18 protein-coding genes are annotated in these 15,460 nt (G+C 66.2%); 6 read left to right on the top strand and 12 right to left on the bottom strand.

Annotated elements, in window-relative coordinates:
* Positions 1–105: 105 nt before the first annotated feature.
* Complete coding sequence (locus RQI43_RS08395; RefSeq protein WP_311274866.1) at positions 106–990, bottom strand: CoA ester lyase; 885 nt, start codon at positions 988–990, stop codon at positions 106–108.
* A 280-nt stretch (positions 991–1,270) separates the two neighbouring features.
* Here RQI43_RS08395 and RQI43_RS08390 point away from each other — a divergent pair, with 280 nt between their 5' ends.
* Positions 1,271–1,606: a DUF167 family protein gene (locus RQI43_RS08390; RefSeq protein WP_311274982.1), complete on the top strand. Its 336-nt coding sequence runs from the start codon at positions 1,271–1,273 to the stop codon at positions 1,604–1,606.
* A gap of 8 nt (positions 1,607–1,614) precedes the next feature.
* Here the strand turns inward: RQI43_RS08390 and RQI43_RS08385 are convergent, their stop codons facing one another.
* Genes RQI43_RS08385 through RQI43_RS08365 form a run of 5 tightly spaced genes read right to left on the bottom strand, consistent with a single transcriptional unit; the run spans position 1,615 to position 5,186 of the window.
* Positions 1,615–1,986 carry a tRNA-binding protein gene (locus RQI43_RS08385; protein WP_311274865.1) on the bottom strand — a complete coding sequence of 124 codons (372 nt, stop codon included), beginning with the start codon at positions 1,984–1,986 and terminating at the stop codon, positions 1,615–1,617.
* A gap of 16 nt (positions 1,987–2,002) precedes the next feature.
* On the bottom strand, positions 2,003–2,830 hold the full coding sequence (locus tag RQI43_RS08380) for an FTR1 family protein (RefSeq protein WP_311274864.1): 828 nt from the start codon (positions 2,828–2,830) through the stop codon (positions 2,003–2,005).
* Positions 2,831–2,873: 43 nt separating this feature from the next.
* Positions 2,874–4,274: a 4Fe-4S binding protein gene (locus RQI43_RS08375; protein WP_311274863.1), complete on the bottom strand. Its 1,401-nt coding sequence runs from the start codon at positions 4,272–4,274 to the stop codon at positions 2,874–2,876.
* Positions 4,275–4,278: 4 nt separating this feature from the next.
* Complete coding sequence (locus RQI43_RS08370; RefSeq protein ID WP_311274862.1) at positions 4,279–4,614, bottom strand: cupredoxin domain-containing protein; 336 nt, start codon at positions 4,612–4,614, stop codon at positions 4,279–4,281.
* An 8-nt stretch (positions 4,615–4,622) separates the two neighbouring features.
* Complete coding sequence (locus RQI43_RS08365) at positions 4,623–5,186, bottom strand: iron transporter (RefSeq protein ID WP_405030579.1); 564 nt, start codon at positions 5,184–5,186, stop codon at positions 4,623–4,625.
* A 375-nt stretch (positions 5,187–5,561) separates the two neighbouring features.
* Here RQI43_RS08365 and RQI43_RS08360 point away from each other — a divergent pair, with 375 nt between their 5' ends.
* Positions 5,562–5,705 (top strand): hypothetical protein, encoded by a 144-nt coding sequence (locus RQI43_RS08360; RefSeq protein ID WP_311274861.1) that lies wholly within the window; start codon positions 5,562–5,564, stop codon positions 5,703–5,705.
* Positions 5,706–5,853: 148 nt separating this feature from the next.
* Positions 5,854–6,165 carry a hypothetical protein gene (locus RQI43_RS08355; RefSeq protein WP_311274860.1) on the top strand — a complete coding sequence of 104 codons (312 nt, stop codon included), beginning with the start codon at positions 5,854–5,856 and terminating at the stop codon, positions 6,163–6,165.
* 28 nt (positions 6,166–6,193) lie between these two features.
* Here RQI43_RS08355 and RQI43_RS08350 read toward each other — a convergent pair whose 3' ends face one another.
* The 3 genes from RQI43_RS08350 to RQI43_RS08340 all read right to left on the bottom strand — a co-directional run bounded on the left by RQI43_RS08350 (position 6,194) and on the right by RQI43_RS08340 (position 9,394).
* The gene (locus tag RQI43_RS08350; protein ID WP_405030578.1) at positions 6,194–7,414 is read right to left on the bottom strand and encodes a glycosyltransferase; all 1,221 of its coding nucleotides are present in this window, start codon (positions 7,412–7,414) and stop codon (positions 6,194–6,196) included.
* Positions 7,415–7,529: 115 nt separating this feature from the next.
* Positions 7,530–8,915 (bottom strand): MATE family efflux transporter, encoded by a 1,386-nt coding sequence (locus RQI43_RS08345; RefSeq protein WP_311274859.1) that lies wholly within the window; start codon positions 8,913–8,915, stop codon positions 7,530–7,532.
* The gene (locus RQI43_RS08340) at positions 8,906–9,394 is read right to left on the bottom strand and encodes a DUF971 domain-containing protein (RefSeq protein ID WP_311274858.1); all 489 of its coding nucleotides are present in this window, start codon (positions 9,392–9,394) and stop codon (positions 8,906–8,908) included. The genes RQI43_RS08345 and RQI43_RS08340 overlap by 10 nt, the downstream gene beginning before the upstream one ends.
* A gap of 174 nt (positions 9,395–9,568) precedes the next feature.
* On the opposite strand from RQI43_RS08340, the gene moaA reads away from it, so the two are divergent.
* Together moaA and RQI43_RS08330 are read left to right on the top strand one after the other, a co-directional pair.
* Positions 9,569–10,603: a GTP 3',8-cyclase MoaA gene (moaA, locus tag RQI43_RS08335; RefSeq protein WP_311274857.1), complete on the top strand. Its 1,035-nt coding sequence runs from the start codon at positions 9,569–9,571 to the stop codon at positions 10,601–10,603.
* 75 nt (positions 10,604–10,678) lie between these two features.
* Positions 10,679–11,545 carry an NAD(P)-dependent oxidoreductase gene (locus RQI43_RS08330; RefSeq protein WP_311274979.1) on the top strand — a complete coding sequence of 289 codons (867 nt, stop codon included), beginning with the start codon at positions 10,679–10,681 and terminating at the stop codon, positions 11,543–11,545.
* Here RQI43_RS08330 and miaA read toward each other — a convergent pair.
* Positions 11,523–12,476, bottom strand: a complete 954-nt coding sequence (gene miaA, locus RQI43_RS08325; protein WP_311274856.1) for a tRNA (adenosine(37)-N6)-dimethylallyltransferase MiaA — start codon at positions 12,474–12,476, stop codon at positions 11,523–11,525. The two genes, RQI43_RS08330 and miaA, sit on opposite strands and share 23 nt — an antisense overlap.
* Before the next feature lie 17 nt (positions 12,477–12,493).
* Between miaA and serB the strand changes: the two genes are divergently transcribed.
* Positions 12,494–13,390 (top strand): phosphoserine phosphatase SerB, encoded by an 897-nt coding sequence (gene serB, locus RQI43_RS08320; protein ID WP_311274855.1) that lies wholly within the window; start codon positions 12,494–12,496, stop codon positions 13,388–13,390.
* Between the two features lie 10 nt (positions 13,391–13,400).
* Here the strand turns inward: serB and RQI43_RS08315 are convergent, their stop codons facing one another.
* Both RQI43_RS08315 and RQI43_RS08310 read right to left on the bottom strand, forming a co-directional pair.
* Positions 13,401–13,766: a DUF1640 domain-containing protein gene (locus tag RQI43_RS08315; protein ID WP_311274854.1), complete on the bottom strand. Its 366-nt coding sequence runs from the start codon at positions 13,764–13,766 to the stop codon at positions 13,401–13,403.
* Between the two features lie 138 nt (positions 13,767–13,904).
* Positions 13,905–15,428: a DegQ family serine endoprotease gene (locus RQI43_RS08310; protein WP_311274853.1), complete on the bottom strand. Its 1,524-nt coding sequence runs from the start codon at positions 15,426–15,428 to the stop codon at positions 13,905–13,907.
* Positions 15,429–15,460 lie beyond the last annotated feature (32 nt).

Here is a 15,460-nt window from a genome sequence, read left to right as displayed (position 1 = left end):
GTAACGCGACGGCGAAGGACCGGGGTGAGGCGGGATGAGCGGGAAAGCCCGCTTCACCACGCCTTGTTCCCCGCCCGGCCGAGCCTTCGCGACGCAGGCCCGCCCTCAATACCCTTTGGCGGCAATAGATTCCGACCAGTTCACCGCGCGGCGCGCCATGCTGATATGTTGGCGCTCGTACATGCGACCCTCTACCTTGATGGCACCCCGCTTCGCATTCTCCGGTTTGTCGAAGGCGTCGATCACCAGGGTAGCGCGGCGCACTTCTTCCTCGGTCGGGGCGAAGGAGGTGTTGGCCGGTTCGAGCTGGTTCGGATGGATCAGCGTCTTGCCGTCGAACCCGAGGTCGCGCGCCTGCCGGCACTCCGTGCGGCAGCCCTCCACATCGCCGATATCGTTCCACACGCCGTCGAGGATGGTGAGTCCTTCGGCGCGGGCGGCGGCGAGGGTGAACATCATCCAGGGCAGCATCGGCACCCGGCCCGGCACGAGCTGGGCCCAGGTGTCCTTCGCAAGATCGTTCGTCCCGAGGACGAAGCAGGTGAGCCGGGTGCGCCGGTCGCGCCGGGCCTTGGCGATCTCCTGGATGTTGAGGATCGCCGCCGGTGTCTCGATCATCGCCCAGACATCGATGCTCTCGGGGGCGTCGAGTGCTTCGAGATGGTTGGCGATGCTCTCGAGAACCGCCGGCGAGGACACTTTCGGCATCAGGATGGCGTCGGGACAGGCCTGGATCGCGGCCTTCAAATCCGCCTCGCCCCAGGGAGTCTGGGGAGCATTGACGCGGATCACGAGCTCGCGGCTACCATACCCGCCACCCTTCACGGCCGCGCAGACCTGATCCCGGGCCAATTCCTTCTCGTCCGGCCCGACCGCGTCTTCGAGGTCCAGGATCAGAGCGTCCGCCTGCAGCGTCTTCGCCTTGTCGAGGGCTCTCTGGTTCGAGCCGGGCATGTAAAGGACGCTGCGGCGCAGGCGAAGATCGGACATGAACGCATTCCAGTGGCGATGCGGTGCAGCTTAGTGCAACACGGCTGCCGCGACAGCCCTCCGGATATAAAATGCGCGCCAATGACGCGCGATTGACAAGCGGCCATGCGTGCCGAAGACCGCCGCATGGGTCTCGCGGGAAAGAGCTGAAGAGAAGACTTTCGCCGATGCTCCGCTTTTGCCTCGCGCCGGGATCGCACTGAGGAAGGGGTCTGGTGTTGCGGCTAATTGGAAGAATCTTGCCGTCGGCGGAGAGCCGTTGCCACGCCTCGGCCCTGCCATGACCGAGGCGTGTCCCTATACCCTGACTTCGGAGGGAATTCGGCTCGCCGTGCGTCTGACGCCACGTGCGAGCCGAACGGGCCTCGACGGGCTGGTCGAGACCGCCGATGGACGTGTCTGGGTACAGATGCGGGTCGCCGCGCCGCCGGTGGAGGGCGCCGCCAATACGGCTCTTATCGCTGCCTTGGCGGAGGCCCTGTCACTGCGACGGTCCGAGATCCGGATCGCGGCGGGCGAAACCTCGAGGCAGAAGATCCTCGCGCTCAGCGGAGATCCGGCCGGGATGGCCGCGCGAGTGGACGCCTGGATAGCGACCGCTCCCCGCCGGCGGTGAGTCTACATTCAGAACAGGCGGCTTCCGTCCGGCACGGCATGGTCGGGGCGGAACAGTACGACGGCACCGTTCGTATCGGCGAAGCCCAGCGTCAGGACCTCCGAGAGGAACTTGCCGATCTGGCGCGGGGGGAAGTTCACCACCGCGGCGACCTGCCGGCCGACCAGATCCTCCGGCCGGTAATGTTCGGTGATCTGGGCGCTGGAGCGCTTGGCGCCGATGGCCGGACCGAAATCGATGACGAGCTTGATCGCAGGCTTGCGCGCTTCGGGGAAAGGCTCGGCGGAGACCACCGTGCCGATCCGGATGTCGACGGCGAGGAACTCGTCGAAGCTGATCGGGGCGGCCGCCGGGGCCGCCGAATCGTGAGTCACATGCACGGCCTGTGTCTCCGCTTCACGCCGTCCGCAGTGTCCGCCGACGCTTGTCCGCCGACGACCATTGCATGAGGGCGACCATGACCAGGATCGTGCCGAGATAGACGATGACCTGCAGCCCCGTCGGGCGGTCGGTATAGCCGACGAGGGCGTGGAGCACGCGGCCGACCATGCTGCCCTCAGACAGGATGTTGGCGGTGTTCCAGAGCGGCCGGTCGAGCACGGTGACGAGCCCGGCATTGGTGAGGAACTGCGCCGCCTGCGCGGCGAGGCCGGCGGCGAGGAAGATGATGAGCGCGCTGGTGACCGAGAAGACGTAGCGGGTCGGGATCGCGGCCAAGCCGAAATAGCTCACCGCCGACATAAGAATCCCGGCGCCCACCCCGGCCAGCGCCCCGATCTGCAGGTCGGGGCCGGACGTGCCCGAGGCGACGAGGCCGTAGAGGAACAGGACGAGCTCCGCGCCCTCGCGCAGGATCGCCGCGCCGACGACGAAGGCCAGAGCGGCGGATGTGGTCTCGCCCCGGCGCACGGATTCTCCGGCGGCCTTCAATTCGCCCGCGAGTTCGCGCCCGTGGCGGCTCATCCAGGTGTTGTGCCAGATCAGCATGACGACGGCGGTGGCGAGGACGGCGGCGTTGAGGATGTCCTGACCCGCGCCCTCGAACGCGTCGGAGATCGCTTCGGCAAAGAGCGCCACGAGGCAGGCGCCGGCAAGCCCGCCGACCACGCCGAGGCCGATCCAGCGGCCGCGCCCGGTGATGCCGCGCGTGGCCGCCAGCACGATGCCGATGATGAGGCCGGCCTCGATGACCTCGCGGAAGGCGATGACGAATGCTCCGATCATGCGGAGATTTCCTTCGATGTCGCGGGCGGGCTGTGTGAGCGCCCTACCAGATCCAGAACAGAAGCACCCAGCCGGAAACCGACAGGGAGGCGGCAGCGGCGATACAGGCCGTCGCGCCCGCCCGGCGCCATCCGCCGGTGGTGAGCCCCGCCACCTGCCAGGCGAGCCACGCGCTCCACAGGCTCGCGCCGATGAGCAGCCCGGCCCGCATCTCGGCGACGTAGGGAAGGGGGAGCCCCTCCCCGCGCAGGAAGGTGACGGTGAGGGCCGAGAGGCCGAGGAAAACGCCACATCCCGCGATGGGGATCAGCGTCTGCGTTAGGTGGTGGAAACGCGACGACGACCAGGGGCCGAGAAAGCGAGTGCCGAGGGCCACGAGGGCGGAGAGGCCGAATCCGAGGATGATCGTCGCGGCGCCGATATAGGCCAGCAGCAGGCCGCCATCGAGCAGGGTCATGACGTCGTTGTGCTCGGGGTAGTTGGTGAGCACGAACCACGGCAGGGTGGTCTCCAGCGGCCAGACCATCCCGTGTTCGATGAACCAGGTGGCGAGCCATTGCTTGGCGTCGATGAACCAGGGGCTCGACGACCATTGGAAGGCACCGGCCGCGAGGCCCATCATGCCGAACAGGATCAGGATCGTCTGTTCGAGGCTCGGTTCGGTGCCGGCCACGTGGACGATCTCGTAGGCGGGGGAGCGCCGGGCGAGGCGGACCGCGCCGCGATAGCCGCTGCAGCGCCCGCACATATGGCAGGAGCCGGCCCCGCGCATGGTCTTCACTGGCACCAGGGGCGCGCAATTGAAGGTCGAGCCCTGCGGCTTGTCGGAGGCGGCCCAGGCGGGGCGGTCGACCTGGAAGCTCACTGGCGCGAGCTTGGCCAGCACCGCGAAGACCCCGTTCACGGGGCAGAGATAGCGGCACCAGACGCGCTTGTTGCGGCCATAGACGAGGCCCACCGCGATCGCCGCCACCGTCGAGCCGCCGAGGACGGCGAGCACCGGCTTCGGGTAGCCGTAGACGCTGACCATCTGGCCGTAGACCGTGGTTCCGGCGAACGCGATGAAGGGCCATCCGCCCCAAGTGATCCAGCGCGGCACCGCACGGCCGAGGCTCCAGCGGCTGGCGAATTCCGTGAGCGTGCCCTCTGGGCACAGCACCCCGCACCAGGCCCGGCCGACGAGGACCATGCTCACGAGGACGAAGGGCCACCAGATGCCCCAGAACGCGAACTGCGCGAGGACGGTCAGGTTGTTCCAGAGATGGGCGGTCCGGTCCGGCAGGGGCAGGAACGCCGGCACGGCCACGAGGATGAGATAGACCGCGACCACAGCCCATTGCACGCTGCGGATGATCCCGCCGTGGCGCTGGAGCCAATGGCCGAGTTCCGCGAGGCGCTGGTCGATCCAGGCTTCACGCAGGTCCGTCGAGACGCTCGCCGCCATCGGGCTACTTCGCCACCAGCTTGGCTTTGGCTTCTGGGTGGAAGTCGTCGAACACGTCGTAGGTGCCGGGGTCGAGGGTGCGGAACACGATTCCCGAGGTCGAGCCGGCGGCCAGGGCCTTCTCGCGCTTCAGTTCCATGCTCTCGAACTCCACCGGCGAGGTGCCGGTATTGGTGATCTCCAGCTTGAAGCGGGTATTAGCCGGCACCTCGATGATCTCGGGGATGATCACGCCGTTCTTCATCTCGACCTTGATCACCGGCATGTCATTGGCCGATGCAAAGCCGATGCCGGCTGCCATGAGGGCGCAGGCGAGTGCAAGGCTGCGGACGTGCTGCATCACGGTGCTCAATACGCGCCCTTCTTGCCGGTGCCGGCGAAGGTGAAGTCCTGGATCAGGTCGAAAGGCTTGAACCATTCGGCCACGCCGGTCTCCTTGTCCACGTGGCGGCCGAAATGCTGGTTCTTGCCGGGAGGCGCCACCGTGAGCTTGAGCCGGTAGCGGCCGGGGCCGCTCAGCTTGACGTTGTCGCCGTAATGCGGGCCGTCATTGGCGACCATCGGCATCAGCGAGCCGCTCACCTTCGGACCCGTGGCGGCCTCGCCCTCCAGCTTCGTCAGTTCAAAGCTCACGTCGAGGGAGGGAAGCCAATCGCCCTCGGCAAAGCCGTTGCGGTTGTCCTTGGCCGCGCGGATGTCGGCTTCGAGGTGGATGTCGGATTGCGCGGCGGCGCGCATCATGTCCGGCGGGTCCATCTCGATCGGCTGAAGATAGACCGCCGTTACTTCCAGCCCGTCCTTGAGCATGGGAGGGCCGATCGGCGTCTCCTTGGCCGAGGCGAAGCCGGTGCCCAGGGCCGCGAAGGCCAGCATGGAGGCGGAAATCAGTGCGGAGTGAGTGATCTTGCGCATTGTCGCTAGCGCGTAGCCCAGCGATCGTCGGAAGCAAAGCCGGTTCTTGAGAAAAACCATATATCAGAATACTTCCAATGTGTTGCACCGACAGGAAGCCAGGGCGTTCGCCCCACCTTACCGTGACGGACAGGGCTGGCGTCGGTTTTTCAGCCCGATGGCGGGAATCACCCATCATCGGGAATTTTCTAAGGCACCTTCGATACCGTTGCGGCTCATCCCACGCCGGATGGTCGGTTCGCGGCGGGCGACGGCCGGGCGTTAACGCACGCGCGACCAATCTGTGAACAATGGGATGCGCTGGCTGGGGGGCTTTGCCGGAGACATCATCTCGTCCGCTCCGTACGGTTCGGCCGGAAAATCCTCAAGCTGTTCATGACCTCGCAATCGGAGCGCGAGACGGCGCCCGAAGTGATGCATGGCATGACGGCGGCCTTCCAGGCCCTCTCCGTCACAACGGCACAACGTGTGGTTCGCATGAACGCCGCACGATATCTGGCCAGCACCAATCTTGGCTGATCGGTGCGACTTTGCGCGTGATTTTGCATGGCATATTTTGTTGACGAACAGAGACTATCCTCACGACCTATGAAGTCCAACCCCGACCGATCTTGTTGTCATGACGCAGCTGCACAAAGACATCGCGACGAGTTTCGTGAACGTTCGCATGAAGATCGAAGCTTATGCTTCCGTGGGTGAGGATTTATCTGGCGAGTTGAGGCGGTGGACAGATAGTGCGATGCGGTTCATCGAACCCGACCCTGCGATCCACGTACTTCACCGCATCGTCCTGGAAAGTACGGACGACCTTGTCGGCCTGATGATGGAGCAGCCTCGTCCACGCGCCTCGACCATCCTGACGGCCAAGACCCATCTCACGAAGGCCTTCGACGAACTCGAAGACGCCATCTTGAAGCGAGGCATTCTTTCGGTGAGAGGCGAGAAAGTCGGCCTGGGGATCGCAGGCAGGCCGATCTGAAGGCGTTGTCTTTGTCGAAGCGCGAGGCTCAGCGAGAGGCGGGATCGACCGCCATTGTCTTGGCTTCAGGCAGTGTCTTGGCTTCAGGCAGTTCGGGGGACGGCAGTTTGCGGTTCAGGGCCGAAGCAGCGCGCAGGAATGTAAGGACGACCGTCGCCAGGCGGATATGGCGGGGCAGTTGCCGAGGGCCGAGCGGACGGTAGACCAGTTTGGGGCTGACACGCTCGATCTCGGCGACCGCGAGTCCGACGAGAGGCTGCTTGGCGATCCGCACGGCATCCGCAACGGGGACCGACAGTTTCCGTGCCCAGGCCGTGGTGGTCGCCAAGGCGCTCGTGGCGTGGAGCCGACGAAGGCGGCGTCGCCACAGATAGCGGTAGAGCGCGCGCGGAACCGCCTCCATACGTGCATCGCAGAGGCTGTCAGGCACCTCGCAGCGCGCGCGTATCGTATCGGCGACGCCACCGGGCGCGCGGCCGACCAGGCGGCCGGAAACGGTGACGACCACGTCCTTGGCGTGCCGCACTCGCAGCCCGTGCTGCAGCAGGGCTGCTACGAAAGCGCCGTCCTCGCCGAGAGCGATCATCGGCATGCCCCCCACCTTACGGTAGGCCGAGAGGCGGACGGCGAGCGTGGCGCCGATCGTTGTCCGGTGGCACGGCCAGGGATCGTGCGGATCGTGATCGATCCGTGCTTCCAACTCGGTGAGGAGATCGCTGTAGGCATCTTCGAGCTTGCCCCGTGCGCGAAGCGACTTGGGCAGTGCCGCCCATTCGTCCTCATCGATCTGGATGCGCCCCGCTACGGCATCGGCCCCGGCATCCAAGGCTGCGAGGTTGCGCGCAACCCAATCCGACGGCACCCGGCTGTCGGCATCCGAGGTTAGGATCGTTCCGGCGGTGCCGTCCGGGCCGATCCATTCGGCAGCGGCTTCCATGGCCGCGCGGCGCGCCCATCCGGCATGGGCGCCATTGAAGGTCACCATCCTGACCCGGACCGGGATCGACATGTCCTGCACGAGTTCGGCAACGATCCGACCCGTGCCGTCGCTGCAATTGTTGAGAAACAGATAAAGACCGAGGCTGCCGGGACGCACGCCCTCCTGCGCGTCGATGGCGCGCAGGCAGGCCTCGATCCGCTCGGCCTCGTTATAGACCGGAATCGCGATGACGGTGTCGGGAACCGAGGAGGCGAAGCGCGACGACGTATCGATGGCGGGGGCGACGTCGGAGAGGGTGGAATAGGGCACGGAGGACTCCGATGAGGCGGCGCGGATGGATACCGGCGCCGATCCCCGGCAGGTGAGACGTGATCAGTGTATCGATCAAAGCTGAACGGCAGCAATCCGGCTCGGACGCCGACGATCAGGGCGCGCGCACATCCCTTGCCGCAGGCGCAGTATCGAAGGTCCGGCGGGCGAGCCCCGGATAGGCCAGAGCCTGACTGGCGCCGCGTGCCGCCAGCAGAATCAGGAACGAGAGCCACAGACCCATATTCCCGAAGCCTGCGGTGTGAGCGATGCCGATCGCCACGGCGTAGACGCCGGTGGCCGCGATCATCAGATTGCGCATGGCCCGTGTCCACGTGGAGCCGATGTAGATTCCATCGAAGGCGAACGGCACGGAGGCAACGAGAGGTGCGAGTGCGGCGGGCGCCAGATACGCACGCGCCGTTTCGCGCACCTCCGGGCTCGTCGTGACCGTATCGATGAAGGCCGCGCCGAAGGCCAGGAACAGTGTCGCCACCGCTAGGCCGAAGGCAACGCACCAGATCACGCTAAGGCGGGCCGCGCGGCGGAAACCGGCTTCGTCACGCGCGCCGACCGCCTGCCCGCACAGCGTCTCGGCCGCGGTGGCGAACCCGTCGAGGAAAAACCCTCCGATGAGGAAGAGATTCCACAGGACGGCATTCGCCGCCAGGATCACGTCGCCCGAGCGCGCACCGAGCGCGGAAAACAGGGCGATGGCACCGACCAGCAGCAGGGTGCGGATCATGACGTCAGCATTGACGCTGAGCATGCGCGCCAATGCCAGGGGATCGCGAATGACGGCGAACGGCACCGCGAACGGACGCGAGCCGAGCCGGGCCAGCAGGACGAGCCCGATGCCGGTTCCGGCGGCTTCGGCGACGAGCGTGGCCATGCCGGCTCCCGCGACGCTGAAATCCGCCCAGAGCACGAGGATGAGGGTCAGGACGATGTTGGCGAGGTTGATCGCCACCTGAAGCAGAAGTCCGAGATCGGTCCGCCCACGACCGAGCACCGAGCCGAGGATGGCATAGTTCGCCAGCGTGAATGGGGCCGCGAAGATGCGGATGTGGAAATAGGTCGCGAGACCCGCGATTACTGCCGGGCTCGCGCCGCTGAGCGCGAAGGCCCCGGTCGCGATCGGCACCTGAGCGGCGACAATGACGAGCCCCACCAGGATTCCGGCCGCAAGCGAGCGGGCCAGGATCCGGTCGATCTCGGCCGAGTCGCGGGCACCTGCCGCCTGAGCCGTGAGCCCCGCCGTCGCCATGCGAAGCGAGCCGAAGGACCAGAAGATCGCATCGAATACCACCGCGCCCAGTGCCATGGCGCCGAGGAGGGCGGCATCGCCGAGGCGCCCGATCACCGCCGCCCCGACGAAACCGAGGAGCGGGGTGGTGACGTTGGCGAGCGTCATCGGCAAAGCCAGCGCCAGGATGCGGCGGCTGGTGGCGGGGGTCGGGGTCGCGATACCGTTCGGGTCCGCGGTGGCGGTCAGTGACATCCGCACCCGCTTCCGCAGCTTCCCTCGCTCTTCGGAGGCTCGCTCTTTGCCGGATTGGTGGCCGGACGCCGGGCGGCATCGCGCACGAGGCCGCGCTCTTCGAGCTCGGACAGGTACGTCGCCCACCGGTTCCGGTACTCACGGCCGAGGTCGTAGAGATAGCCCCAGCCGAACAGCCCGGTATCGTGCATGTCGTCGAAGGTCAGCTTCACCGCGTAATTGCCCACCGGCTCCACCGAGAGGATCGCCACGTCGCGCTTTCCGCCGATCACCTTGCGCTCGGCGGGGGAATGGCCCTGAACCTCGGCCGAGGGGCTCGAGACGCGCAGATATTCCGCTGGCAGCGCGAACTTGCCGCCATCCTCGAAGGAGACGTTCAGCGTCCGCTTGTCGCCTGACAGGCGGATCTCGGTGGGCCACCGCTCCGGTGAGGCGACCTGCTGTCCGGTGGGGAGGGGATCGGCGTGATGCTGGCTCATACTGGAACTCTCATGCCTGTAACCGTCTCGGATGCAATATATGTGTAGAGCGTACGGGGCATGCGTCGGCATGCGCTTGCTCCCTGGCCACCAACGCCTCATATGCCAGGAATGCTAGGTTCCTCGCGCGACCACGCTTCAGAAATCTCCCCAGCCAAGAGCCACGAGTCTCCCATGGGTGTTGCCTATGCCGAACCCGCAGCTTCGAAAGCGCAAGCGCCCTTGATAGACCCGTTCCAGCGGGCGATCACCTATCTTCGCATCTCCGTGACCGATCGCTGCGACCTGCGATGCGTCTATTGCATGTCGGATGACATGACGTTCCTGCCCAAGCGTGACCTGCTCACGCTGGAGGAACTCGACCGGCTCTGTGGCGTGTTCATCGACCGGGGCGTGCGCAAGCTCAGGATCACCGGCGGCGAGCCGCTCGTTCGCCGCGACATCATGCATCTCTTCCGTCGTCTGTCGCGCCATCTGGGCACAGGCGCCCTGGAAGAGCTGACGATGACGACGAACGGCACGCAGCTCGGTCGCTTTGCATCGGAACTCGCCGAACTCGGCATCAAGCGCGTGAACGTGTCTCTCGACACGCTCGACCCGGACAAGTTCCGTGCCGTGACGCGGCGCGGCGACCTCAAGGTCGTGCTCGACGGCATCGAGAAGGCCCGCAAGGCCGGGATCAAGGTCAAGATCAACGCCGTGGCGCTGAAGGGCGTGAACGAAGACGAGATCGCCGACATGATCGCCTGGGCCCATGGCGATGGCATGGACATGACCCTCATCGAGGTGATGCCCCTCGGTGAAGTGGATGGTGACCGCACCGACCAGTTCCTGCCCCTGTCTGTTGCCCGGGCACGTCTCGAACAGCGATACACCATGATTCCGCTGCCGGACCGCACCGGTGGCCCTGCCCGCTATGTCCGCATCGCCGAGACCGGGGGGCGGCTCGGCTTCATCACGCCTCTGACCCATAATTTCTGCGAGAGCTGCAACCGTGTCCGCCTGACCTGCACGGGGAAGCTCTACATGTGTCTCGGCCAGGAAGACGCGGCCGACCTGCGCGAGGCCCTGCGCGCCTCACCGGACGACGCCCTCGTTACTCAAGCCGTGATCGATGCGATCGCGCGAAAGCCCAAGGGCCACGACTTCGTCATCGAGCGCGCCCGACCGGCTGCCGTACCGCGCCATATGAGCGTCACGGGCGGCTGAAACCGTCTCGCGTTTGACCCCTCCCGCCATCGAATCTAGACCCGCCGCAAACGTAGTGACGGATGGAGACGGATGATGGCGAAGGTCGCGTTCCTGGGCCTGGGTGTGATGGGCGGCCCGATGGCGGGTCACCTCGCAAAGAATGGCCACGACGTCACCGTCTACAACCGAACCACCGCCAAAGCGGAAGCCTGGGTTAAGGCCAATGGGGGCGCCTTCGCCAAGACCCCGCGCGAGGCCGCTGCCGGACAGGAGATCGTCTTCGCCTGCGTCGGCAACGACGACGACCTGCGCGGCGTGACACTGGGCGAGGACGGGGCCTTCGCCGGAATGGAGAAGGGCGCGATCTTCGTCGATCACACCACGGCCTCGGCCGAGGTCGCCCGCGAACTGTCCCGGGCCGCGTCCGAACTCGGCCTCGGCTTCATCGACGCTCCCGTTTCCGGCGGACAGGCCGGCGCCGAGAACGCGGCGCTCACCGTGATGTGCGGCGGGGACGAGGCCACCTACGCCAAGGTCGAGCCCGCGATCCTCAGCTTCGCCAAGGCCTCACGCCTGATGGGACCGGCGGGCTCCGGCCAGCTCACCAAGATGGTCAACCAGATCTGCATCGCCGGCATCGTCCAGGGCCTGTCGGAGGCGATCCACTTCGCCAAGCGTGCCGAGCTCGACGTGGATGCGGTGCTCGACGTGATCTCGAAAGGCGCGGCCGGCTCCTGGCAGATGGAGAATCGCGGCCGGACGATGAATGCCGAAAAATTCGATTTCGGCTTCGCCGTCGACTGGATGCGCAAGGATCTGGGCATTCTCCTCCTCGAAGCCCGGCGCAACGGCGCCAAGCTCCCGGTCACCGCCCTCGTCGACCAGTTCTATGCCGACGTGCAGGCCATGGGTGGCAACCGCTGGGACACGTCGAGCCTCATCGCCCGCCTGGAAAAATGAGGCTGGTCGCCACGGCGAGGGCCGCGTCGGGATCGGTCCAGGCCCAGTCCTCGCCCATCTGGTGGCGGAACCAGGTGAATTGCCGCTTGGCGTAGCGCCTCGTGTCGCCCTGGCCGCGCTGGATCGCCTCGGCGAGGGGGATCGTCCCGTCCAGATGGGCGATGAGGCCCGGCACGCCGTGGGCGCGCATGATCGGCAGGAGCGGATCGAGGCGGCGTGCCCGCAGAGCCGCGACCTCGTCGAGGGCGCCCTCCTCGATCATCGCCACGAAACGTCGGTCGATCCGGGCGCGCAGGGTCTCGCGTTCCGGGGCGAGGAACAGCTTGAGCAGACGTTTGCCCGCCAGCGGCCCGGCGACGCGCTCGCCATGAAACGCCGAGATCGGTCTTCCGGTGGCGGCGAAGATTTCGAGCGCCCGCATGATCCGGGCGCGGTCGGTGGGGCGCAGGGTCGCCGCTCCAGTTGGGTCGACCTCCGCGAGGTCGGCATGGAGCAGGTCGGTGGACCGGTCCTCGGCCCGTGAGCGAAGCGCGGTTCGGATCTCATCGGGGACCGGCGGCAGGTCCGACAAACCCTCTTCCAGGGCGCGAAAATACAGGCCGGTGCCGCCGACGAAGATCGGAAGCCGGCCGTTCAGATCGACGAGGAGGCGCGTGGCATCGCGGGCGAAGTGCCCGGCGGAGTAATTCACCGCGCCATCCACCTCCCCGTAGAGGCGGTGGGGCGCCAGCGCTTCCTCCTCGATGCTCGGCCGCGCCGACAACCGTCGCAGATCGGCATAGACCTGCATGGAATCGGTGTTGACCACGACGCCGTCGTGACGGCGCGCGAGTTCCGTCGCGAGGCCGGACTTGCCCGAGGCGGTAGGCCCTGCGATGAGGATCGCCGCCGGGGGCGCCTGTCTGTGTGATCCGTCCGTGACCGGCGGCAAGGCGTGGACACTCCCCGATGACCCTCGTCGCGACCCTGATAGCAAACGAGAGCCGGCCCGCCATCACCGATGCGGTTCTCGCGGAAGCCCGTTCCGTGCTGCGGACCGATCATCAACCGCGCATCCTCCATGGCGAGGTGGCGGCCGAGATCCTGTTTCCCGGCTCCGGTGAAGAGGTTTCCGCAACGGCGCGGCGGCTACGGGCGGCCTTCGCCGCCGAACCGTTCGACGTCGCCGTGCAGGTCTCCGGCGCCCACCGCCGCAAGCGCCTGTTCCTGGCCGACATGGATTCCACCATGATCGAACAGGAATGCATCGACGAGCTCGCCGACACGATCGGCCTGAAGGACCGCGTCGCCGCTATCACCGAGCGGGCCATGCGCGGTGAGATCGCCTTCGAGCCGGCCCTGCGCGAGCGGGTCGCCCTGTTGCGCGATCTGCCGGTCGGCGTGGTGGACGATCTCATCCGGGACCGCATCACCCTCACACCGGGGGGCCGCGTCCTCGTCCGGACGCTGAAGGCCAACGGCGCGCATACCTGCTTGGTCTCCGGCGGGTTCACCCTGTTCACGGGACCGATCTCGGCGACGATAGGTTTCGATGAGGCTCACGCCACCACCCTCGGGGTGAAGGACGGCCATCTCACCGGCGAGGTGCTGGAGCCTATCGTCGGCAAGGAGACCAAGCGCGCGACGCTCATTGCCCTGCGCTCGCGCTTCGGCCTCGACCGTGAGGACACGCTGGCGGTGGGCGACGGGGCGAACGATCTCGACATGCTCGGCGAGGCCGGGCTCGGGGTGGCGTTCCGAGCCAAGCCCAAGGTCGCGGCGGCGGCCGATGTCCGCATCGACCACGGCGACCTGACCGCGCTTCTCTACCTGCAGGGTTACGGGGCGAACGAGTTCGTCGCGTAGGACTACGCCGTCAGCGGACGATCCGTGCCAGGGCGATGACGGCCCCGAGGATGATCAGGGTCTGAAAGCCGATCGTCCCGAACATCCACTTGATGATGTCGGCCTTCGTGGCTTCAATCTTGGCTTCCAGCCGAGCCAGGGCTTTGCGAAGGTCTGATCTCGTGGACAGCCGAAGAGCTTCGATATCCACTCGTGTCGACAAGCGAAGTGCCTCGATGTCGACTTTAACCGATCCGATATCGGACTTCGTTGCGATGTCGCCCTGAAACAGCTCGGTGAATGCTTCCGCGAGGCCCTCGGCCTGTTCGGACGACAGCTTTGCCTTCTCGCGAAGGGAGCGGGCGAATTTCAAGGTGTCGAAGGCGACCGCCGTCATCAATTGCTAGTCTCTATAGCGTCGAGATCAGCCTACGCGCCGGCCGGCGAGTCGCACAAGACGAATGTCCCGGCTCGACGGCATAGCGAAGCCCATCCCGCGTGCGAGATGGGCTGATGCTCTCGATGGAGACAGCGCTTATTCCAGTCCGATCGCCACGAAGCGCACATCACCCGATGCGGCCGCCACGAGGAGGAGAACCGATTTGCGGTTCTCCTTCTTCAGCTGATCCACCCGCTTCGTCACGTCGGCGGGAGACGAGACCGATTCCTGACCAACCTCCACGATGACCTCGCCGGGCTTGATCTGCTTGTCGGCGGCGGTGGAATTCGGGTCGACGCGCGTGACGACCACGCCCTTCACGCTGTCCTTGATGCTGAAGCGGCGGCGCAGCTCGTCGGTGATCCCGGACAGGTTGAGACCGAGGGCCTGACGGATGGCGGGCTCCGCCTCAGGCTGCTTGGCATTGGCGAGTTGCGGCTTCTCGGGATCGTCCAGACGGCCGAGGGTGACGGATTTCGTCGTCTCGGCGCCCTTTCGGACCACGATGACCTCGACCACCTTGCCCACCGGCGTGGAGGCGACGATGCGGGGAAGGTCGCTGGAGGATTTCACCGTCGTTCCGTTAAACTTGGTGATGACGTCACCGACTTCGAGGCCGGACGTCTTGGCGGGACCCTTCTCATCGACGCCTGCGATCAGCGCGCCCTTGGCACCGCCCTTGAGGCCGAGGGCGTCGGCGGTGGCATCGTCGACGTTCTGAATGCGCACGCCGAGCCAGCCGCGACGAACCTCGCCGAACTCACGAAGCTGGTCGATGACCTGCGACGCCGTAGCGGAAGGAACGGCGAATCCAATGCCGACCGAGCCACCCGTCGGCGACAGGATCGCCGTATTGATGCCGATGACTTCGCCATCCATGTTGAACAGTGGGCCACCGGAATTGCCCTTGTTGATGGCCGCGTCGGTCTGAATGTAGTTGTCGTAGGGGCCGGACTCGATGTTGCGGCCCCGCGCGGAAACGATACCGGCCGAGACCGAGCCGCCGAGGCCGAACGGGTTGCCGATGGCGATGACCCAGTCGCCGGGACGCATCTTCTCTGAATCGCCGAAGGGCACAGCTTTCAGCGGCTTGTCGGCCTCTGGCTTCACCCGCAGAACGGCAAGATCGATCTTGGGATCCTTGCCGATGATCTCTGCTTTCAGCTTGGTGCCGTTGTGCAGGATCACCTGGATGTCGTTGGCGTCTCCGATGACGTGGTTGTTCGTTACCACGATGCCCGATGCGTCGATGATGAATCCCGAGCCGAGGGAGTTCGACTTGCGCGATTGTGGGCGCGGTGAATCCCCGTCACCGCGCTGACCACGCTTGCTGAAGAACTCTTCGAAGAGATCCTCGAATGGTGTGCCCTGAGGCAGCTGCGGCATCGTCCGGCCGGGCGTCTTCGACTCCACAGTGGTAGAGGCCGAGATGTTGACGACGGCGTCGGTCACCTTTTCGGCAAGATCGGCAAGGGATTCAGGTCCCTTCGCCAGGGCCGGAGTCGCGAGGCCCGTGAACGCCACCGCGGTGGCGAACGACACGGCGGCGAAGGCCGAGCGTGCCGTCTGGTGGAACGCTCGGGGACGTCGCGCCGTTCTGGCGCTCGCGGCGGAAATCATGGTCGACCTCTTGTTGAGACGAGGCTTAGATC

The sequence above is a fragment of the Methylobacterium sp. WCS2018Hpa-22 genome, assembly GCF_031843785.1.
GTDB lineage: Bacteria > Pseudomonadota > Alphaproteobacteria > Rhizobiales > Beijerinckiaceae > Methylobacterium.
The sequence above is the reverse complement of the archived record's forward strand: the minus strand, read 5'-3'. Positions and strand labels throughout refer to the sequence as shown.